The following is a 20127-nucleotide window of genomic DNA, read 5'->3' on the forward strand; positions in this document are numbered from 1 at the left end:
CGAGCCACGACGCCTATCCCAACGGCAGCTCGAAGCTTCGCTTCAGCGTTTCCATCGGCACGTCGGTCTTGACGCTGAGGACGCTCGGGATGCGCGTCAGGTGATCGGCCTGAAAACGCCAGTAGCTGTGCAGATCGGCGGTGACGATCCGAAGCACGGCATCGCATTCCCCTGTCGTCAGGTAGCATTCCATCACCTCGGGAAACCGCCTGACGGCTTCGGCGAAGCGGAGCGTGACCTCGGCGTCCTGGGTCTTGAACCAGACGCGGGCAAAAACCGTCAGCCCCGCCCCGACCTTTGCAGGGTCCAGCACGGCAACGTAGCGATCAATGATTCCGGCCTCTTCCAGCAGCCGGACGCGGCGCAGGCACGGTGACGGCGATAGGCCTACCTCCTTCGCCAGATCGACGTTCGAAATACGCCCGTCACGCTGAACTACGCGCAGGATATGACGATCGATCGGGTCCATGATGACTGGCATTTTATAGCTCCGATTGATTCAGCAATGGCATAATATGCCAAACTTTCGCAATTTTACGGATGCTTCGCAAGCTCATTGCGCAGGACTTGGCCTATCGTTCCACCATTGAGATGGAGATGGGTAAATGACGAAGATAGATAAAATTGTGCTTTCTTATTCGGGCGGCCTGGATACCTCGATCATCCTCAAATGGTTGCAGGAAACCTACGGATGCGAGGTGGTGACTTTCACCGCCGATCTCGGCCAGGGCGAGGAGCTCGAGCCGGCACGCGCCAAAGCGGAGATGTCAGGGGTCAAGGACATCCGTATCGTTGATCTGCGTGAGGAGTTCGTCAGCGATTTCGTCTTTCCAATGCTGCGGGCGAACGCGCTCTATGAGGGGCAATATCTGCTGGGCAGTTCCATCGCACGGCCGCTAATTGCCAAGCATCTGGTCGGCATAGCCCGGGAGGTTGGCGCGCATGCAGTTGCCCACGGTGCGACAGGCAAGGGCAATGATCAGGTCCGGTTCGAGCTGGCCGTCAATGCGCTCGACCCGTCGATTAAGATCATTGCTCCATGGCGCCAATGGAACATCCGCTCCCGCATGCAGCTTCTGGAATATGCCGAGAAGCATCATATCCCGGTGCCGAGCGACAAGCGCGGCGAGGCGCCGTTTTCGATCGACGCCAACCTGCTGCATACCTCGACCGAGGGCAAGATTCTCGAAAATCCGGCGGAGGTCGCGCCCGATCATATCTATCAGCGCACGGTCGATCCCGTCGACGCTCCCGACACGCCCGAGATCATCACCATCAGTTTCGAGAGGGGCGATCCGGTTTCGGTGAACGGCAAGTCCATGACACCGACCGCATTGCTGACCGAACTCAATGGACTGGGCGAGGCATGGCATCGGGCGGCTCGATCTGGTCGAAAACCGTTTCATCGGCATGAAGTCGAGGGGAATTTACGAAACGCCGGGAGGGACGATCCTGCTCGCTGCGCATCGCGGCATTGAATCGATCACGCTCGATCGCGCCGCAGCGCATCTGAAGGACGAGATCATGCCCCGCTACGCCGAGCTGATCTATAACGGCTTCTGGTTCGCGCCCGAGCGGGAAATGCTGCAAGCCTTGATCGACCAAAGCCAAACCTTCGTCAGCGGCGAAGTGACGCTCAGGCTCTACAAGGGAAGCGCTTCGGTCGTCTCGCGCACCTCCCCCTTGTCACTCTACTCCGCCGACCTCGTCACCTTCGAGGAAAGCGCCATCGCCTACGATCATCATGATGCCGAAGGTTTCATCAGGCTCAACGGCTTGCGGCTCAGGAGCTGGGCGGCCCGCAACGGCAGATGACCGCTCGATCTTCAGTGCACTAACGCTCACGACTAATGCCCACATTTACGGCACCTTCCTTCGTGGCTGACCGGGGCAGTCAAGGCATCCACGGAGAAGCGCGAATCCAATTTCAAACGATTTTAAAAAAGCCGCTCGGCAAGCTAATCGATTTTAATTTTATCGTTAAAATTTTCTTGTTGCGGCGCACAAGAATTTAGACATTAATTTTTTCGGATGCTCAGTTTATTCGTTGGAGAACTCGCATGACTGTGACATTTCCGCTAACCGAAAAGCGCGATGCGGAGACATTGCTGAAACACTTGACGTTGCACAATCTCAGCTTTCCGGGAAACTGCGTCGTGTCGCTCAAGGCGCACGTCGCCCAGGTCTCATCCTCTCATACAACAGCGCTCGGCACCGCCCGTACCGCCTGGTAGGGATTAATGTCGCCGCATCGCCGTCGACAATAGGGTCGAAGCAATCCTGGCTGGATCGCCCACGCGGAGATGGATGAAGCCGAGCGCGTCGACAGCTTATCTCGCGGCAGGCAGCCCCATGCCGGCGAGCTTCAGGATATCCTCGACCTTTGCGTCGGGATCGGCGCCGGGTTCGACCTGGCCGTCTATCATCAGCAAGGCAAGGCCATGCGTCAGAGACCAGAGAAAGAGCGCGGCGTTCGGAACGTCCTCGGGCGTCAGGCGCTTTTCCAGGTCGTCCTTCATCTGCCGGTAGACCTGCATCCGCAGGGCGCGTATCGCTTCGTTTCCCTTGGAATAGGCCTGAAAACCCTCCCCGAACATCAGCCGGTAGAGACCGGGATTCGCGCGGGCAAAGGCGACATAGGCGATGCCGCCGCCAAGCAAATTGCGCCGAGGACCGGCTAGGGCGGCATCGATGCTTTCGCTGAGTTCGACAAACCCTTGTTCGGCGAGTGCTGCCGCGATGGAATCCAGGCTGTTGAAATAGTGATACGCCGCCGGAGCCGAGACGCCGGCGCGGCGACCGATCTCCCGCATGCTCAGCGCAGCCGGGCCTGCCTCCTCCAGTAGCGCCCTCGCCACGGACAGCAGCGTGGGGCGTAGGTTGCCATGATGGTAGCGGGTCGATCCGTCGTGCGTGGCCATGTCTCGATCTAATCTTTACATCGTTAAAATCATACCCTAGCCTTCCCGCGATGACAAGGTATCCGCCGCGGTTCGGGTTCCGGCAAGCTTCCTGCCCGCGCCAGCAGCAGATTTACAGAGAAAGAGGCTTTCATGCGAGCATCGGAACCAAGCCGCACTGCGATGGGTGCGGCAGCCTATCGAGCAGCGCACCAGAGCGTGGATGGCGGCGCCATCTTCTTAGACCCCTATGCCCGCCGCATCCTCGGCGAGGTGGCCTGCGCAGAAGCAGACCTGAAAGCCCAGGACCCCTCCACACGATCCTTTCGCCTGTTTATGGCGGCGCGAAGCCGATATGCCGAAGATTGCCTTGCCCTCTCCTTTGCAAGGGGCGTCAGGCAAGCCGTCATCCTCGGCGCCGGGCTCGACACCTTTGCGCTGCGCAATCCCCATGCCGGCCTGAAGGTCTTCGAAGTCGATCATCCCGCCACGCAAAGCTGGAAGCAGATGCGGCTTGACGAGACCGGACTGACGCAGAGCCTACCAACATTCGTTCCTGTCGATTTCGAACATGAGGATTTGAAAGCGCGTCTCATCGATTCCGGCCTCGAGCCCGAGACGCGGTCCTTCTTCATCTGGCTTGGCGTCGTGCCCTATCTCAGGGAGGCGTCAGTCTTTGCCTTGCTACGCTTCGTCGTCGGCCTGCCGAGCGCATCCATCGTCTTCGACTATAGCGAACCCCTCGAAAACTATTCGCCCGAACGCCGTGCCCGCGCCGCGGAAATGGGAGCGCGCACGGCCGCGGTCGGCGAGCCATGGCTGACGCACTTCGATCCCGAGGACCTTGCGAACCGACTGCTGAGCTTGGGCTTCACATCCCTGGAGGATGTCGGCCCGACCGAAATGGCAAAACGCTTCTTCGGCCTCCCCAGGGATGCGCCGGATCGCGGCGCCGGTCCCCACGTCATATTCGCCGGGAAATAGGGAAATCCCCGAGATGTCGAGTTACGGCAATCGAGCTGGCCTCAGCCGTCGTAGACGACAGCAATCTTGTTTCCGGCGGGGTCACGCAGGTAAGCGGAATACCAGTTCGGTCCGTAGTGCGGACGTAGACCAGGCGCGCCCTCGTCCGTTCCGCCGTTGGTCATGGCAGCGTCGTAAAAAGCGTCCACCTCGGCGCGGGACTTGGCCATGAAACCAACCATCGAGCCATTTCCGGCGCTCGCCGGTTCGCCGTCGAACGGCTTGCAAACCCATAGAACGAAACCTTCACCCTTCCCGCCTTCGGAATAGGCGCTCCATCCGGGAAACTCTCGATGTTTGCTCCATCCGATCGTTGCCAAGCTCGCATCATAGAAGCCATTCGATTTGACGGAATCGATTGCGCCGACGGTTGCGTAGACACTCATGATCTTCCCTTTCGCTGCTCCAAGATCGGGAGAATTCATATCGCAAGCATGTGAACACAACAAGAACATATAGCCGCGTTTTCCGCAGAAGGTCAGCGACCAATCGCAAACGGACGGTTATTGCCGTAGCTGCAAAAATTTCTATTCTGGGCAACGCCGATGGCGACTAAAACCTGAGGCTTCACGGCTATTTGCGACAGGAAATTTGGATCACATCATGACGACTCTGAGCCGCCCCGATCTCAGCGATATCCACCGTGGCGACTGGGTGGATCGCCGGCTGCCGGCCGCATGGCGGCCATATACGCGGTTGGCGCGGCTGGATCGCCCGGTCGGAATATGGCTGACGCTCTTCCCGTGCTGGGCCGCCCTTATCCAGGCATCCCACGGTCTCCCGGACCTCAGGCAATTGGCGATCTTCTCTCTCGGCGCTCTTCTGATGAGAAGCGCCGGTTCCACGGTCAACGACATCGCTGATCGGAAGTTTGACGGCCATGTCGAGCGGACCCGCTTTCGGCCCTTGGCAAGCGGAGAGATCGCCACGCTGCCGGCCTTTATCTTCCTGACCGTTGAACTCGCACTGGCGGCTTCGCTTCTGTTTTTCCTGACGCCTTACACCCGCCTCATCGCGATATATGTGCTGCCGCTCGTCTTTGTCTATCCGCTCTGCAAGCGCTTCACCTACTGGCCGCAGGCCGTCCTGGGGGCGGCGTTCAATTGGGGGATGCTGATGGCATGGGCCGAGGCTGCCGGACATATCCCGGTCGGCGCCGTGCTGATGTGGGCCGGGGCCATCGCCTGGCAGATCGGCTATGATACGATCTATGCCTATGTCGATCTAAAGGATGACACCCGTCTTGGCCTGAAATCGACGGCAATTCTGTTCGGCCGGCACGGCAAGACCTTTATCGGCCTGTTCTATGCTCTGGCGGTCGGCGCGTGGTCGCTCGGGGGCTGGCTGTTGGAAATGTCGCCGCCTTATACTGTCGGAATGCTGGTGATCGCCGTCCATCTTGCCTGGCAGACCCGGCGGATCGATCTTGCCCGCCCAGACATGAATTATCGCCTGTTCCTGGCGAACATCCTGACGGGGGTGCTGCTCGCCTGCACGGCATTCACTGGAACATGGTAAGCGGCTTGATGGATTTGAAAGATTGGACGCGGCACCGATGACCTATCTCAAACACAGCGTGCTCGCCGCGGCCATCATGCTGACAGCAACGATGACATCCCTGCATCAGGCGCATGCGCAACCATGCGAGCAGGAAAGCTTCGAAGAGGCGAAATACGTTGTCTGCACTCTGGAACCGGGCAAGGCCGACCTGCGATTGTTCTGGAAGAATGCTGATGGCGCGCCATACCGCGCTTTTTCAAGCCTAGCCGAAGCCGTTCGCGTCAAGGGGCGAACGCTGACTTTTGCCGTTAACGCCGGTATGTACCGGACGGATTTTTCGCCGATAGGACTTTATGTCGAGAACAGCAGGGAATTGAACCCCGCCAATATGACAGAGGCCGAAAGCTCAGCCGGTCAGGTGCCGAATTTCTATAAGAAGCCGAACGGCGTGTTCTTTCTGGGAGAGGCAAGCGCCGGGATACTCCCGACCGATGAATTTCTGAAACGCCGGCCCAATGCGCGGTTCGCCACCCAGTCCGGTCCGATGCTTGTCATCGCCAACAAGCTGAACCCGATCTTCATCGTCGGCTCGACAGACCGGACCCGCCGCAGCGGTGTCGGAACCTGCGAGCGCGGCGCGGTTCGTTTCGCGATCAGCGAAGACGGAGTGAATTTCCATGATTTTGCACGCCTCTTCCGCGATCATTTGAAATGCGCAGACGCCTTGTTTCTCGATGGCGGACGAGGCGTCGGACTTTACAATCCGGCAATGGGCCGCAACGACTGGTCCTGGCACGGCGGCTACGGCCCTATCTTCGGGCTTATCGAGTAGCGCACTCGCATTTGGCCAAAGGCCCGACAGCAGCAATCGTCGTTTGCACGGCGAGACTAGCCTCTCCTCACACGCGCCATTTCGGCGCGCATCCAGCTCGAGTCTCCCCAAGTCGAGAGCCAGATCATCACGTCGGTAAGGGCACCAACGACGGGCAGGAACAGCGCGTGGCTCAAGCCCCGCCTTGTCTGGCTGTTTTCGGCCTTCGTGAGGTGCGCCAGTTCCTGTTCCTGAATTGACCCGATGAGGCCATGAAGCTCGGGATCGCGCTTTTGAAGGAAAGCCAATTGGTCTTCGAGATGGCGGTGGACCGTGCTTTCGACCGCCTCGGTACAGATCCAGATCATGTTGCGCCCACTAAGCGCCGTCAGGAGGCCGAGCACAGAACCGCCGAGGCTCCAGAATGACATGACGCGACAAGGCTTGGCACCCCTTGCAGGCATGGCCTCGCGAAACAGGCGGCAATGGTCGATCTCGTCCTTACGCATCTCTTCAAGCATCGGCACGATGTCGGGGAACAGCCGCCGGGCCACCAGGATCTGGGCGCCATAGATCCTGATAGCGCCGAACTCGCCCGCATGGTTGACCTTGAGAATGCGACGGATGGTGACGTCGCGGTCGCGCACGCCCGACCTGCTCGACGTATTGATCATGGCCACCCTGCTCCTCGGTTCCTTGCCGGCAAATAGGCCGGACGCTCGCCGCGGTCGTCAAGGGTGCGGCGACCGATAAAGTGACGATCCCGTACGCTTTCGGCGCCGGCCTGCTCAGTCTGCCGCGGCAAAATGGGCGATTTCGTCGGCATGCGCCTTCGCTACGGAATGGCGGCGCGTATCCGCCAGCCTCCTGCGGTTCAAGGCTAACATCAAATGCGTGATGGGCGCCGATCTCATTTTGATCGGCGGCCGCCTGCTCTTAGTTCGCTGACGTCACCCCAGCTTACGGGAGGGCCAGCGGCTCGGTTAGGTCGCAGGCGAGACCGGCAAGGGTTCGTCGATGTCCTCGGGAATGAAGCCGCCGGTCTGGCGTTTCCACAGGCGGGCAAACAAGCCGTCGCGTTCGACCAGTTCGTCCGGCCTGCCCTCCTCCACGATGCGCCCGTGATCGAGCACGACGATCCGGTCCATCCTGGCAATGGTCGACAGGCGGTGGGCGATGGCGATCACCGTCTTTCCCTCCATGACGAGGTTCAGCCTTTCCTGGATGGCGGCTTCGGATTCGCTGTCGAGGGCGGATGTCGCCTCGTCCAGCACCAGGATCGGCGCGTCCTTCAGGAGAACGCGGGCGATCGCCACACGCTGGCGCTGGCCGCCCGAGAGTTTGATCCCGCGGTCACCGACGAAGGCATCATAGCCGCTGCGGCCTTCGCCGTCGGAAAGATCGGTTATGAAGACATCGGCGCTGGCCATCTTCGCCACCGCTTCGATCTCGTCCGTCGTCGCCTCCGGCCGGCCGTAGCGGATATTGTCGCCGACCGAACGATGCAGCAGCGCGACGTCCTGCGCGATGACGCCGATGGCGCGGCGAAGGCTTGCCTGCGTGACCGCGCGGATTTCCTGCCCGTCGATCAGGATCGCGCCGTCCTCTATGTCGTAAAAACGCAGCAGCAGGCTGACCAGCGTCGTCTTGCCAGCACCTGAGAGGCCGACGAGCCCTACCTTTTCGCCGGGCCGAACCGTCAGCGACAGGTCATCGATGACAGGTTTGCCGGACTTGTAGGCGAAGCGGACGTTCTCGAAATGGATCTCCCCACGGCTGACCGTCAGTTCGGCCGCATCCGGCCGATCGGTGATGGTGGGCGGTGTTGTCATGACCGGCATGGCATCCTTGATCGTGCCGAGCGCGCGGAAGATCTGCTGTCCCATTTGCAGGAAGGTGAAGGACCCTGCCGAGAGGCGTTGGAGGATGTAAACCGTTGCGGCGAAATCGCCCACGGTCAGGATTCGGTCAAACAGCCCCCAGAAACCAATGCCGAGCATGACAAGCCAGAGCACCATGTTGAGGCTGATGACGACGAGTTCGGTTGTCCGGTAGATGCGCTGTTCGTGGTGAAGCGTATCGACCCCCTTGGACATGATCTTTCTTAGCGCACCGGCCTCGCTGTCTTCAGCTGCAAACTGCTTGACCATCTGGATGTTGCCGTAGATGTCCGTCAGGGCACCGGAGATGAGGCTGTTCTGCTTTGCCGAGCGGCGGGCGCGCTCCGTAAAATCCGGAACGACCTTGATCGCAAAGAGCACGTTGAAGGCAACCCAGACGATGACTGGCAGCGCAAGCTGCCAGGAGAGCGCGAGCAGAAGAACAACGGAGCCGATGATCTGAAGCAGAAAGCGCGGTGCCGTCTGGAATGCGATCAGGATCTGTTGCTGAACGGCATTGGCGACCTGACCGAGCCGGGATGCGACCTGGCCGGCGAAAAGATCATGGAAGAAGGCGAGGTCCTGCCGCTCGACGGCCTTGTGCCCCTGCCATTGAATCGCAACGGGCAGGCTGATGCCGATCGTGTGTGAGTTGAGAATATTGGTGATGTAGAAGAGAATGGGCATCACCGGAAAAAGCAGAAAGGCAAGGACTGCCAGCAGCCGGAAATTACTGTCGACGAAGAGTTCTACGCCTTGTGTCGTCACGCCGTCGACAATGACCGAAAGACCCCAGATGATCGTAAGGTTGATGGCTTCGATGGCCATCGAGGTCAGCGCCATGGTGATGATGACGCCCCGAAACATCGCGATGAAGTGTATGAGGACTGCCACGGGCCCTTTGGTGGGCATCGGCCGGTAGGGGATGTCGAGCGGCCGGATCAAGGTTTCGAAGGGACGATAGATCGCATCTGAAATCGACATGGGCCACTCGGATCAAAAATCGGGAAGAGGCGTGGACTCAGCTACGCTGGGTCGCAGAAAAACATCTTCCGGCTGCAATCTCAATTAGAAATTTCAGAAAATCTGCCGCCTGGAGGTATCGGTTCGCAACCGCTGGAAGCAGGCGGCGGCGAAAAGCGCCAATTGCGGTCGTCACGGGATTGGGGCAGATTGCGATCGCTGTATGGTACAGGACGGAACCTACGCTCATGCTGACGGGCTCATGTCATTGCGGCAAGGCGGGCTGGACACTTGAGGGTGATCCCGGCTCGATCACCGCCTGCAACTGCACGCTCTGCAGACGCTACGGCACACTGTGGGCTTATGACTACGAAGGAGAGCGCATCGCTCTCACCGGTGAGACCGCCTCCTACACCCGCGCCGACAGGGACGAGCCGTCTCTCGAGATCTTGTTCTGCCCATCTTGCGCCTGTGTCTTGAGCTGGCGCGGCCTGCGGCTTCGAAAGGATGGCCGTCGGCGTATGGCCGTCAACATGCGTCTTGCGCCGGCCGATCTCGTTCAGGACCTGCCGATCGATCATTTCGACGGCCTGGACACGTTTGAGGACCTGCCTTCCAAAGGGCGCTGCGTACGCGACCTCTGGTTCTGAGCCGACTGCGAAGATCGCCATCGGGCCGGATCACACCAGATCCGAGCCCTGGCAAAGGATCGTTCTGCGCGAAGCTGCCTCAGCCGCGCCGCGCCGCCTCGATCGCCGCAATGTCGATCTTCCTCATGGTCATCATCGCGTCAAAAGCGCGCTTTGCCTGGCCACCGCCTGCCGAGAGCGCTTCGGAGAGGACGCGCGGCGTAATCTGCCAGGACACGCCCCACTTGTCTTTACACCAGCCGCACTCACTTTCCTGGCCGCCATTGCCGACGATGGCGTTCCAATAGCGATCGGTTTCCTCCTGATCGTCGGTCGCGATCTGAAATGAGAAGGCTTCGTTGTGTTTGAATACAGGGCCGCCATTCAGGCCGATGCAAGGAATGCCCGCAACGGTGAATTCCACGACCAGTACGTCTCCCTGCTTGCCGTCAGGATAATCTCCCGGTGCACGAATAACGGCACCCACGGCGCTATCGGGAAAAGTCGCGGCATAGAAGCGGGCAGCCGCCTCAGCCTCTTTGTCGTACCATACGCAGATCGTGTTCTTTGCCATTGCGCGGTCCTCTCGCTCTTCGTTTCGCATTTTTCAGTGAAATAAGAGGCAAACCGTCTTTCTCCAGCCCAGTCCGAGCGATTTCACGCCGGCACTGCCGAACGCTGCTAAACGGTCGAAGTACCGAGTTCGGCCGACAGTAGAAGACCTGGCACATATGGATCGGATCAGTTGCAGTCATTATTGATCTGTCGCATCACTTGGCCGCTGCGACCATCTTTTTGGCATAGGACAACACCAGTGATTTACCTGCTTCGCCACGGCGAGACCATTTGGAACACCTTGGGTCGGTTCCAGGGCCAAAAAGATTCACCGCTGACGGAGCGCGGTATCGAACAGGCCGAACAAATGGCGAAGCTTTTGAAGAAGGAAATTGCAGGCAGCGAGCGATCGTTCCAGCTTCACGTCAGCCCTCTCGGCAGAACACAAGAGACCGCGGCTCGCATCGAACGTGCATTGCCGCTGACGGCTCGTCCGGAATCGCGGCTAATGGAGGTGACCGTCGGTTCTTGGGACGGCATGACCAAGTTCGAGATCGACAACGAGTTTCCAGGAATGCTGGACGGGTCCGACGCTTTTGATTGGTATTTCAGATCTCCAGACGGGGAGAGCTTCGATGCCGCTTGTGCGCGAGCAAAGAACTGGATCGCAGACATTCATGAACCGACAATTGCGATTTCTCACGGGCTGTTCGGCAGATTGGTTCGTGGCGTATATGCCGGCCTATCGAAGCTGGAAATGTTGGAACTGCCCGTTCCCCAAGACGGGTTTTATCGTCTTTCCGACGCTGAGTTCAGCCTGGTAAGCGCTTCGGCTGATATAATATCCGGCGTTGTCGCTTAGGAAGGGTACATCCCTGAGTGACGGCTCCGGTCGCCAAACGTCATTGCTGATTATAACGCGGCTCAATGCCAGAGATTGACACCTCGACTTGCGACCATCAACCTCCATGCCCTCAGAACAAGGCTCTTTTGGTGCTGCATCACCGATGGAGTCGAGCCACCGGTGATAAAATTTAACGCGCCTGTGTCACAGGAAAATCATTGGGCAAACGCGTCGCATGGATGAGGTTTGATACGGCTCTAAAACCTATCCCGCGCATCGCTGCGCGGGTCGCCGGCCACGCGGTGCGGCTCGTAGAGGCCGCTCCGCGCCTTGCGCCGCCACGGCCGGGAAAGATCGCCGGGATTGTCGTCGATATCGGCAAGCGATAGCGCCGCCGTTCCTTCCGCAGGGCATTGCGCAGCCCATCGGCCGCCGGGCGCGACGATCCCGGAAGAGGCCGGATCAGCCTGACCGGGATGAGCAAGGATCGAGAAACTGACCCAGTAGCTGTTGCTCGCCGCATGCCCTTGTGCCTCGGCGGCGAAGGACGGCTCATTGGCCGGCGAACCGCCTGTTGTCGAGAACAGCACGCAATGGACGTCGAGCCGCTCATATTCGCTAAAAATCTCCGGATAGTGGCACTCCATACCGAGCGAGCAACCAAAGCGGATGCCGTCGACCTCGAAGGTCACGGGGATCGAACCCGGCGTGTACATGAAGGAGATCTTGGTGTTCGACAGTAGGCGCTCGTCGTAGCGCGTCACCAGTTCGCCGCGGTCGGAGACGACATAGAGGCTGTTGTGCGGCCGGTGCGGCGCCGTCAGCGGATGCACCGAGCCGATGACCGCCCAGAGCCCCAACTCGTGCGCCAGCCTGCGCGTTGAATCCAACTCCTCGCGAAGCACGGCCCATTCGAACCGCCGCCAATCGGAGGGCCCGATCTCCCGCGGCCCGATTTCCGACATGATGCGCTTGTTGGGCGATGATGTCGCTCCTTCGGGAAAATGGACGAGCCGCGCGCCCGCCTCCCGCGCCTGCCGCATCAGCAGGCGCATCTCCTGGCCGCTCCAGCGAAGCTTCTCGATATCGCGGGGATCGTCCGCATAGGTAGTCTGCGCCACGGCCAGACGCAGGCGTCTTGCCTCCGGCGCTGCGTCATTCGTCGACTTGGGGAGAACATGCATGCGGGCGGTGGTGTAGGATTCACCCGTCTTGGCGGCGCGCGCACGCACCCGCCGTTTGAAATTTCCATTCTCAGTCATGTCAGGGCCTCTCACGTTCCGGACATCGTTCCCCAGCAACAGGCCCGAAACATCAGGACCAAGGATCACGACCCGAGACGAAAGTCCCTTTGCCTCCGGTTGAAGACCCTGCTGGGGAAGGTCTGGAGAGGTTCGGCGTTAGGCCACGCCGAGCCAAAGATGCCGAGGCGGCCGCGATTCGTCAATTCGGGGACGGCCGAGCACCTACCTCAAGCGGGCCGACCTTGATCCACCCGCCACGGCGGATCGAGGCGGTTCGAACCGGCGAAATAGAGAATGATGCGGTTGCCGCCGGGGTCGAACAGCTCCGCTTCACGCCAGAGCCAACCCTTGTCCTCCGGCCCGCTCACGAAACGAAGACCGGCTTCGCTGAGACTGCCGACCGTCTCGTCCAGGTTCTCGCACTCGAAATACACCGTGGTTCCGCCATCACCACTTACGCCCTGATGCAAGGAGAAGATGCTGTCTCCGTCCGGGCAGACAAAGCGCCCATACCGGGGACGGGCGTCGACGACGGGTCTGAGACCGAGAATGCAGTAGAAGTTCCAGCCCGCATCAAGGTCAGGCATCGTAACGGTTACCTGATTCAGGCGCATGACCTATCCCCCTCAGCTGACTTCGCCCGAAACTGTCTGGCGCCGGGCACCACGACATTCATAAAAACAAAGACCTGAAGCCATCGCATGAATCAAATTCTAAGCGAGCAGTTTTAGTGTCATCGACACAAAACTCGTGTCAGACTGTGCAAACTGCGCACGCCGCATCGATCGAGAGGGCCGAAGCCATGCACAAGTTCACCGTATCAATCACCCGAGAGATCGAGGCCGATACCGCCGAGGAGGCCGCCTTGCTCATGTATCAGGAACTATCAACGGGACCGATCCCCGACCGCTACTCCGTCACCGACGAGACGAAGGCGACAACGGAGGTGAAGCTGGACCGGCACAAGGCCGACGAATTCGCCAGCATCGATCACACCGCCGATCCCGGCAACTGGTAAGCGTCAGACGACCAAACGGACAACAGGAGATACGGTTTTGCGCCGGGAGCGGAATGCAATAGTTGCAGGTCGCCTTCTCCGGCACGAATGCTGGATGTAAATAGCCGCTCAGCCGAAAACATCGCGAGCCAAGGAAAGACCGTGATATCACCAATCAATATAGCCGTCGCCGGCGCGAACGGTCGCATCGGGCGCGCCATCCTGCCGCTGCTGGCGGCCGATCCGGATTTTGCGTTCGTCGGCGGCATCGGCCGTGAGGGCGCCATCGGCGCCGGGCTGATCGACCGGTCGGCCGCGATCGGAGCGGCCGACGTGATCCTGGATTTCACGACGGGAAACGCTGCCGCCGAACTTGCCGGCTTGTGCGCTTTTGCCGGTGGACCGGCCCTGGTGATCGGGGCGACGGGTTTCGAGCCGGATGAACTCGAACGGATCGCAGAGGCTGCTCGCACGATTCCGATCCTGCGCTCCGGCAATTTCTCCATCGGCGTCAACATGCTGGTCGGCCTCGTCGCCCAGGCGGCCCGCGCCCTTCCCGCGCATGCCTGGGATATCGAAATCCTCGAAGCCCATCACAACAGGAAGATCGACGCGCCGTCCGGTACGGCGCTGATGCTCGGCGAAGCCGCCGCCGAGGGCCGCGGGGTTTCCCTCGCATCCGTCGAGCGGCGCGGGCGTGACGGCATCACCGGTGAGCGCCCGACCGGCGAAATCGGCTTCGCCGTCTTGCGCGCCGGCGGGATCGTCGGAGAACACAGCGTCCTGTTTGCCGCCGCCGAGGAAGTCGTGACGCTCTCCCATTCGGCTCTCGATCGCGGCATGTTCGCCCGCGGCGCACTTGCCGCCGCCCGCTGGGTCGCAGGGCGCGCACCCGGCGAATACACAATGGGAGATGTTCTCGGGCTGGCCTGAGAAACTGGCCTATAAGCTATCAAGGATTGCCGAGGCGACGACGACTTCGGTTCCGGCCAGCCCGACGGAGCAAAACAGGGTCGTATCGCCAGGCGATCCCCGACCGGCCGCTTTCCCGGCAATGATATCGGCAAGATCGGCCATGCGATGCTCATTGCCGGAGCCGGCGAGGAAAAAGGGCGAAGCATAGGCGCGCGTCTGTTCGGGAGAGTCCGTCGCGATCACGGCTGCGACATCGGCGATATCTAGGCCGAGTTCGTATCCCTCCTGTGTTTTCGGGCCAACGGTGTTGACGTGCATCCCGGGCTTCAAATCCCGCGCATGGATGACCGGTGTTTGGCTCGTCGTCGCGCAGATGACGATGTCGGCACCATCAACGGCTTCAGAGGCGCTGCCGGCAGGCTCCACCTCAATGCCCAAGGCCTGCTGCATCTCAGCTGCGAAGGCGGTTCGTTTTTTTGCGTCGCGGCTATAGACGCGAGCGCGGTCCAGTTTCCGAACGGTGGCAGCCGCGGCAAGCTGGGTTCGCGCTTGGGCTCCGCTACCGAGGATCCCGACGGTCCTGGCATCCGGCGCGCTGAGGTGGCGGATCGCGAGACCTCCGATCGCACCGGTTCTGAGGCTACCGAGGCGCTCTCCGAGAACGATGCCTTTGAGCCTGGCGTCATCGGCCGACCACACAGCGACGATCTGCGAATGCTCCACCCCGTCGAATGTTTCATAGACCCGAAAGCCCGCGAGCGGTTTCTCGCCAAGGATGCCACCGACGGTGAAGACGAGATCGCCCCGATTGGGAAACGAGACATGATGCCGGGGCGGAGAGATCAGCCGATTGCCGGCTCTCGCGAGAAAAGCTGTCTCGAGCGCATCGATCGCGACCGCCATCAACCCGATACCGACAAGATCCTCGTCTTTCAGGATTTTCGTCACAGCCAACCCTCCAGCCCATACCGGCATCCTGCAACCCCAACCCCGCTTGAGGTCAATAGCTCAGGCAAACCGATATGCGCCGAAACATCGCGTGAGAGCTAACCGACCAGACGGCGAGCCATCATGACGTCGTCGATCTCCCTGCCCTCCTCCAGAACCCCACCGGGAATTCTGCCGATCTCGGAAAAGCCTTCCCGCTGATAGAACCGTATTGCCGCCGGGTTCTCCGCGCTGACAAAGAGCTCCAGCTGCAGGATGCCGATATCGCGCGCGTGATCGGCCACCGCGCTGAGCAGCTTCGCGGCAAGCCCCGTTCCACGCAGGCTCCGTCTGACGTAGACCATGATGATCGTCGCGCGATGAACCATCTTGCTCGACCGCTGCCGGAGCAGGCCCGTTATGCCGACGGGTTCGCCATCCTGAAAGGCGATGAAAACCGGTTCGTTCAGGCGGTTGCGCCACTCCTCGAGAGAAAGAGCCGCCCAGTCTTCGTAGCGGCTTGCAAAGAGAGACGGTTCGGTGCGAAGCGCTTCCAGACGGATGCGCCGGAAAGCCTCCACTTCGTCTGCCTGGATATGCCTGATCGTCGTGCCGCTTCCATCCATCGGGACCTCCTGCAAGATGAGAGCTACTCTCAATACAGATGGCTCCAGCCGTCAACCAGTGTCAGCAAGCTTCGTACTTCAGCCAATGCTCGGAGTTACGAGATCGAACGGAAATCAATCATCTCAAGCGCCGATCACTGCGCCGGGCTCCCCAGCCGACCGCCCTTCCGGACGGCCGGTTCACCGCTCGGACCGCCCCTCAATTGATCGGTCGGCCCCGTAGCCGGTTCACCGGTTGGCCCGACCACCGGTTCACGGGCTGGCCCGTCGACCGGCTGGCCGGTAGACCGGACGACCAAGGGATCGGCTGGCTGGACGGCGGATTGATCGGTTGTTGGCCCGGGCACCGACTCCCCGGTTTCCGCGGGCGCCGGCTCGCCGGTTGCCGCGTTCAACGGCTCACCGGTTGGTCCGGCCGCCGATTGCTCGGTTGGCTTGTCGATCGCGAATGGCACAACTTCACGGATAATGAAGAGAAGAACTATCCCGACCAACGTGCACGTCAGCGCGTAGAGAAGGAAATATTTCAGTGCACATCCCTCGCTAATTGGCAGCACCAACTTGACAATGGTGCAAATGATATTTCCTCATTATTGAACGATACTTAAAAAAAGGCAATCATTTTCAACAAGAGCCACGAAATTTCAAAAATGGACAGAACGGGATAAGGTAGTTATTGTAGATATTTAGGAAGCGCATCCCCGATGCTCAATTTATCTTGAGGTCTGGGCAAGCCCAAGGAAGACCCCGGAGCCCATATCCGGGATCGCCCACGGCAAAGACAGCCCCGGCGATATCGGCTAGATTGCGTGTGCCGGCAGCCTGCTTTCGAGGGTGTGCCCCTCCAGGATCGATGGCGGCAGGGGGATCCGCATGACGGCAATTGCATCTCTGTTTCAGGAAGCCGCCCGCCTTGCGGCGGGATTCCGGCAGGCAGCGCCCGCCCGCCACGTGCCCACCCACGACTACGCAGCCTCGCTTGCCTGTTTCGACGAACCGCTGCCGGCAGCCGGTTCCGATATGCTTGATGTCATCAGGCGTCTCTCGGACGGCGCCGAACCCGGGCTGCATGCAACCACAGGACCGCGCTTTTTCGGCTGGGTCATCGGCGGCTCCCATCCGGTCGGCGTCGCGGCTGATTTCCTCACCAGCGCCTGGGGCCAGAATGCCGGAAACCATGCCGTTGCCCCGGCCGCGTCCGCCGTCGAGACCATCGCGGCGAGATGGCTTCTCGATCTCTTGCATCTACCGGCCGAAAGCTCGGTCGGTTTTGTCACGGGTGCGACGGTGGCGAACTTCACCTGCCTTGCCGCCGCGCGCGGCGAGGTGCTGCGCCAGGTGGGCTGGGATGCCGATGCCAACGGCCTGTTCGGCGCCCCCGAGATTACCGTGCTGATTGGCGACGATGCCCACACGACGGTATTCTCCGCGCTGCAATTCCTAGGCCTCGGCCACGATCGCGTGCTGCGTGTGCGCACTGATCCGGTAGGCCGGATAGACCCGGCCGCGCTGGCGGGCACGCTCGATACGGTCACCGGTCCCGTCATCGCCATTCTCCAGGCGGGGCAGATCAATACTGGCGCCTTCGACGATTTCGCCGCCATCATCCCGCTGTTGAAGGCGAAAGGCGCCTGGGTGCATGTCGATGGTGCCTTTGGTCTCTGGGCGCAGGCATCGATGAAGACCAGCCACCTCAGCCGCGGCATCGAAGCGGCCGACAGCTGGGCGACCGACGGCCACAAATGGCTGCAGACGCCCTATGATTGCGGCTATGCGATCGTCCGTAACGAACTCGCTCATCGCCGCGCCATGACGATTGCCGCGAGCTATCTGCCGCTCGCCGGCGAAGGCGAACGCGATCCCTCCCATTACGTGCCCGAGCTTTCGAGAAGGGCACGCGGCTTTGCCACCTGGGCGATGCTGAAACATCTCGGCCGCGACGGCATCACCACCCTCATCGATCAGTGCTGCACCTCAGCGCGGCTGATCGCCGATCTCCTGTCGCGGCAACCGGGCATCGGCATACTGAACGACGTCGTGCTGAACCAGCTCGTCATCCGCTTCGGAACGGACCTGCCCTCCGAAGAGGGCGACGCGCTGACGCGAAAGACGATCGAAAAGATCCAGGCGGACGGCATGATCTTCGCCGGCGGCGCCAAATGGCGCGGCCGCGACGTCCTGCGCCTCTCCGTCACCAATTTCCAGACGACGTCAGATGAGGCGCAACTCGCCGCACAAAGCATCATCGCTGCGTTCAAGAGTGTCAGCCGAGGGTGATGCATCAACTCCCTTGGTTCGCCCGGACACGGAATTGTGCTATCGCCGGCCCTATTCACTTGAAGAGAGATAGAAACGTGAAAAACGTGCTGTTCGTCTGCAGTCAGAACAAGCTTCGCAGCCCGACGGCCGAACAGGTCTTCGCGAACTGGCCTGAAATCGAAGTCTCCTCGGCAGGTACGAACAAGGATGCCGAAAATCCGTTATCGAACGAGCTGGTCGAATGGGCCGATATCGTCTTTGTCATGGAGAAGGCTCACCGTGCGAAAGTCCAGGGCAAGTACCGGTCAGCTCTCAAGGACAAGCGGTTGATCTGCCTTCATATTCCTGATGATTACGATTTCATGGACCCCGCGCTCGTGCAGCTGCTGAAGGCAAAGGTGCCCCGGCATCTCTAAGCCTGTTCATGCGACCGTAAAATCGCCGCCAGCACAAGGCGGGCAATTCTTCCGTCCGTCCCGCTTTGCGCTAGTGGTGGCACTTGCGGCCAAGCTGCGGGGGCCGCGGGAAAATTGTCATCGTCTGATCGAGGCCGACCAGCTCGCGGATGATCACTTCGTCGGACACAGCAGCCCCCTATCCTCTCGATCGAATGATAGTGCACGCGAACTTGGTCATGATCCATAGGCGTGAACCGCTTACAGTGGACCGCCCGTCTTCCCATTGCCACACGCTCCGCTTATAGCTCCCCGCCCGTTCCGATCGCACAAGGAGGAGAGCCATGAACGCCAATGATGTCGCCGCCCATTGGGAGAGCAATGCCGAGACCTGGACGATCTACAGCCGCGCCGGCTACGACAAATACCGCGACGCGCTGAACACACCGGCCTTTCTCGGCATGCTGCCGTCGGTCACCGGCTTAGCGGGGCTCGACCTAGGCTGCGGCGAAGGCTCCAATACCCGCGCCGTCGCCCGCCTCGGCGCCCGCATGACCGGGCTCGACATCGCCCCGACCTTCATTCGCTATGCCCGCGAGAGCGAGGCAGAAGCGCCGCTCGGCATCGACTATGTGCTCGGCGACGGCCAGAGCATCGATTTCCCGGAGGCGAGCTTCGATTTCGTCACCGCCTTCATGTCGATGATGGACATGGCCGACCAGCGCGAGGTGCTGAAGGGCATCCACCGGGTCCTGAAGCCGGGCGGCTTCCTGCAGTTTTCGATCCTGCACCCCTGTTTCGTGCCGCCGACACGCCGCAATATCCGCAATCAGGCCGGCGAGCCCGTCGCGGTTGAGATCGCCGACTATTTCGACGAGAGCGACGGCCGGATCGATCGCTGGATCTTCTCCTCCATCCCCGAGGCCGAACGGGCGACGCTGACGCCGTTTGCCGTCCCCCGCTTTCACCGGACGCTGTCGACCTGGGTGTCGATGATCGTCGAATCGGGACTGACGATCGAAGCCTTCGGCGAGCCCATGGCGTCAGTCGAGGTGGCTCTCGCCGAGCCAGTGGTCGCCGATACCCGCATTGCACCGATCTTCCTCCATATCAGGGCGCGCAAGGCGTAGGGCCTGTTTTTCCCGCCGCCATCGAGGTTTGGAAGGAGGGTGAGTTCTCACCCAACATCATCGTCGCACGGCGACCACCGAGCTGGCGCGATAGCGCGACAGCTGCACCCGGTTGGATTGATTGCCGCCAAACAGGTAGACGTACTGGCGGCGCTGGTCGATGTGATCGAACAGGCTGACATGAAAGCGTCGACCGGTGCGGATCACCACGACATCCCCTCGCCTGGCGGCGCGGAAGAACACCGGCTTGCCGAACTTTCTCCAAGACGCCGCCATATTGGGGTTGGGCGGCGGTTCCCGCGAAGATCGCTTGGCGACAAAGGCCAGGAACGCACCGCACCACGACACCCTGCGCGGATTGATGCTGAGGAAGGAGATGGAGCGTTCATGCATGCTCTTGTACTTGGACGCCGTGCCGAGCATGTCCGCCTCACAGGGCACGGCAAGCACCGTGAGGACGATGACGAGAATAACCTTCATAGTTACCCACCATTGTTTGTATAATGTTGAAATTCCGAAATGTGGCGAA

Annotated in this window: 23 protein-coding genes and 1 pseudogene; 12 read left to right on the forward strand and 12 right to left on the reverse strand. The window is 60.6% G+C overall.

Annotated features, from left to right (window positions below):
• Positions 1-13 precede the first annotated feature (13 nt).
• Positions 14-481, reverse strand: coding sequence for an Lrp/AsnC family transcriptional regulator (locus ACD590_RS12660; protein ID WP_166480190.1), 468 nt, complete (start codon positions 479-481; stop codon positions 14-16).
• Between the two features lie 124 nt (positions 482-605).
• On the opposite strand from ACD590_RS12660, the pseudogene ACD590_RS12665 reads away from it, so the two are divergent.
• Together ACD590_RS12665 and ACD590_RS12670 are read left to right on the forward strand one after the other, a co-directional pair.
• Positions 606-1815, forward strand: a pseudogene (locus ACD590_RS12665) (argininosuccinate synthase).
• A 245-nt stretch (positions 1816-2060) separates the two neighbouring features.
• The gene (locus tag ACD590_RS12670) at positions 2061-2234 is read left to right on the forward strand and encodes a hypothetical protein (protein ID WP_018242568.1); all 174 of its coding nucleotides are present in this window, start codon (positions 2061-2063) and stop codon (positions 2232-2234) included.
• Positions 2235-2330: 96 nt separating this feature from the next.
• Here the strand turns inward: ACD590_RS12670 and ACD590_RS12675 are convergent, their stop codons facing one another.
• Positions 2331-2921: a TetR/AcrR family transcriptional regulator gene (locus ACD590_RS12675; protein ID WP_439002677.1), complete on the reverse strand. Its 591-nt coding sequence runs from the start codon at positions 2919-2921 to the stop codon at positions 2331-2333.
• A gap of 132 nt (positions 2922-3053) precedes the next feature.
• On the opposite strand from ACD590_RS12675, the gene ACD590_RS12680 reads away from it, so the two are divergent.
• Positions 3054-3884, forward strand: coding sequence for a class I SAM-dependent methyltransferase (locus ACD590_RS12680; protein WP_439002678.1), 831 nt, complete (start codon positions 3054-3056; stop codon positions 3882-3884).
• A gap of 41 nt (positions 3885-3925) precedes the next feature.
• Here the strand turns inward: ACD590_RS12680 and ACD590_RS12685 are convergent, their stop codons facing one another.
• Complete coding sequence (locus tag ACD590_RS12685) at positions 3926-4309, reverse strand: VOC family protein (RefSeq protein WP_018447160.1); 384 nt, start codon at positions 4307-4309, stop codon at positions 3926-3928.
• Positions 4310-4526: 217 nt separating this feature from the next.
• On the opposite strand from ACD590_RS12685, the gene ubiA reads away from it, so the two are divergent.
• Both ubiA and ACD590_RS12695 read left to right on the forward strand, forming a co-directional pair.
• A complete protein-coding gene (gene ubiA, locus ACD590_RS12690) occupies positions 4527-5441 on the forward strand; it encodes a 4-hydroxybenzoate octaprenyltransferase (protein ID WP_283185270.1) in 915 nt (304 codons plus the stop codon).
• A gap of 37 nt (positions 5442-5478) precedes the next feature.
• A complete protein-coding gene (locus tag ACD590_RS12695; protein WP_439002679.1) occupies positions 5479-6255 on the forward strand; it encodes a phosphodiester glycosidase family protein in 777 nt (258 codons plus the stop codon).
• Positions 6256-6311: 56 nt separating this feature from the next.
• Here the strand turns inward: ACD590_RS12695 and ACD590_RS12700 are convergent, their stop codons facing one another.
• Both ACD590_RS12700 and ACD590_RS12705 read right to left on the reverse strand, forming a co-directional pair.
• Positions 6312-6908: a demethoxyubiquinone hydroxylase family protein gene (locus ACD590_RS12700; RefSeq protein WP_439002680.1), complete on the reverse strand. Its 597-nt coding sequence runs from the start codon at positions 6906-6908 to the stop codon at positions 6312-6314.
• A 309-nt stretch (positions 6909-7217) separates the two neighbouring features.
• Positions 7218-9098 carry an ABC transporter ATP-binding protein gene (locus tag ACD590_RS12705; protein WP_439002681.1) on the reverse strand — a complete coding sequence of 627 codons (1881 nt, stop codon included), beginning with the start codon at positions 9096-9098 and terminating at the stop codon, positions 7218-7220.
• 227 nt (positions 9099-9325) lie between these two features.
• Between ACD590_RS12705 and ACD590_RS12710 the strand changes: the two genes are divergently transcribed.
• The gene (locus ACD590_RS12710; RefSeq protein WP_047621108.1) at positions 9326-9727 is read left to right on the forward strand and encodes a GFA family protein; all 402 of its coding nucleotides are present in this window, start codon (positions 9326-9328) and stop codon (positions 9725-9727) included.
• A gap of 79 nt (positions 9728-9806) precedes the next feature.
• Here ACD590_RS12710 and ACD590_RS12715 read toward each other — a convergent pair whose 3' ends face one another.
• Positions 9807-10280 (reverse strand): VOC family protein, encoded by a 474-nt coding sequence (locus tag ACD590_RS12715; RefSeq protein WP_115157328.1) that lies wholly within the window; start codon positions 10278-10280, stop codon positions 9807-9809.
• A gap of 240 nt (positions 10281-10520) precedes the next feature.
• Between ACD590_RS12715 and ACD590_RS12720 the strand changes: the two genes are divergently transcribed.
• The gene (locus tag ACD590_RS12720) at positions 10521-11123 is read left to right on the forward strand and encodes a histidine phosphatase family protein (protein WP_115157327.1); all 603 of its coding nucleotides are present in this window, start codon (positions 10521-10523) and stop codon (positions 11121-11123) included.
• A gap of 239 nt (positions 11124-11362) precedes the next feature.
• Here the strand turns inward: ACD590_RS12720 and ACD590_RS12725 are convergent, their stop codons facing one another.
• Positions 11363-12367 carry a carbon-nitrogen hydrolase family protein gene (locus ACD590_RS12725; RefSeq protein WP_439002682.1) on the reverse strand — a complete coding sequence of 335 codons (1005 nt, stop codon included), beginning with the start codon at positions 12365-12367 and terminating at the stop codon, positions 11363-11365.
• A 209-nt stretch (positions 12368-12576) separates the two neighbouring features.
• Positions 12577-12963, reverse strand: a complete 387-nt coding sequence (locus ACD590_RS12730; protein ID WP_439002683.1) for a VOC family protein — start codon at positions 12961-12963, stop codon at positions 12577-12579.
• 188 nt (positions 12964-13151) lie between these two features.
• Between ACD590_RS12730 and ACD590_RS12735 the strand changes: the two genes are divergently transcribed.
• Both ACD590_RS12735 and dapB read left to right on the forward strand, forming a co-directional pair.
• Entirely contained in the window at positions 13152-13367 is a 216-nt protein-coding gene (locus ACD590_RS12735; RefSeq protein ID WP_028733211.1) for a hypothetical protein, read from the forward strand.
• An 87-nt stretch (positions 13368-13454) separates the two neighbouring features.
• Positions 13455-14279 (forward strand): 4-hydroxy-tetrahydrodipicolinate reductase, encoded by an 825-nt coding sequence (dapB, locus tag ACD590_RS12740; protein WP_439002684.1) that lies wholly within the window; start codon positions 13455-13457, stop codon positions 14277-14279.
• Positions 14280-14288: 9 nt separating this feature from the next.
• On the opposite strand, the gene ACD590_RS12745 is transcribed toward dapB, so the two are convergent.
• The 3 genes from ACD590_RS12745 to ACD590_RS12755 form a co-directional block, all read right to left on the reverse strand.
• Positions 14289-15209: an ornithine cyclodeaminase family protein gene (locus ACD590_RS12745; protein ID WP_439002685.1), complete on the reverse strand. Its 921-nt coding sequence runs from the start codon at positions 15207-15209 to the stop codon at positions 14289-14291.
• Between the two features lie 98 nt (positions 15210-15307).
• Entirely contained in the window at positions 15308-15814 is a 507-nt protein-coding gene (locus ACD590_RS12750; RefSeq protein ID WP_439002686.1) for a GNAT family N-acetyltransferase, read from the reverse strand.
• A gap of 134 nt (positions 15815-15948) precedes the next feature.
• The gene (locus ACD590_RS12755) at positions 15949-16374 is read right to left on the reverse strand and encodes a hypothetical protein (RefSeq protein ID WP_028733215.1); all 426 of its coding nucleotides are present in this window, start codon (positions 16372-16374) and stop codon (positions 15949-15951) included.
• Positions 16375-16687: 313 nt separating this feature from the next.
• On the opposite strand from ACD590_RS12755, the gene ACD590_RS12760 reads away from it, so the two are divergent.
• The 3 genes from ACD590_RS12760 to ACD590_RS12770 all read left to right on the forward strand — a co-directional run bounded on the left by ACD590_RS12760 (position 16688) and on the right by ACD590_RS12770 (position 19598).
• Entirely contained in the window at positions 16688-18091 is a 1404-nt protein-coding gene (locus tag ACD590_RS12760; protein WP_439002687.1) for a pyridoxal phosphate-dependent decarboxylase family protein, read from the forward strand.
• Positions 18092-18168: 77 nt separating this feature from the next.
• Positions 18169-18489, forward strand: a complete 321-nt coding sequence (locus ACD590_RS12765; protein ID WP_026188445.1) for a low molecular weight protein tyrosine phosphatase family protein — start codon at positions 18169-18171, stop codon at positions 18487-18489.
• Between the two features lie 323 nt (positions 18490-18812).
• The gene (locus ACD590_RS12770) at positions 18813-19598 is read left to right on the forward strand and encodes a class I SAM-dependent methyltransferase (RefSeq protein WP_018242588.1); all 786 of its coding nucleotides are present in this window, start codon (positions 18813-18815) and stop codon (positions 19596-19598) included.
• Between the two features lie 57 nt (positions 19599-19655).
• On the opposite strand, the gene ACD590_RS12775 is transcribed toward ACD590_RS12770, so the two are convergent.
• Entirely contained in the window at positions 19656-20078 is a 423-nt protein-coding gene (locus ACD590_RS12775; RefSeq protein ID WP_018242589.1) for a TIGR02594 family protein, read from the reverse strand.
• Between the last annotated feature and the right edge of the window lie 49 nt (positions 20079-20127).

Source organism: Rhizobium sp. 862_C5_N1_2 (assembly GCF_051811205.1).
Taxonomy (GTDB): Bacteria; Pseudomonadota; Alphaproteobacteria; order Rhizobiales; family Rhizobiaceae; genus Rhizobium; species Rhizobium leguminosarum.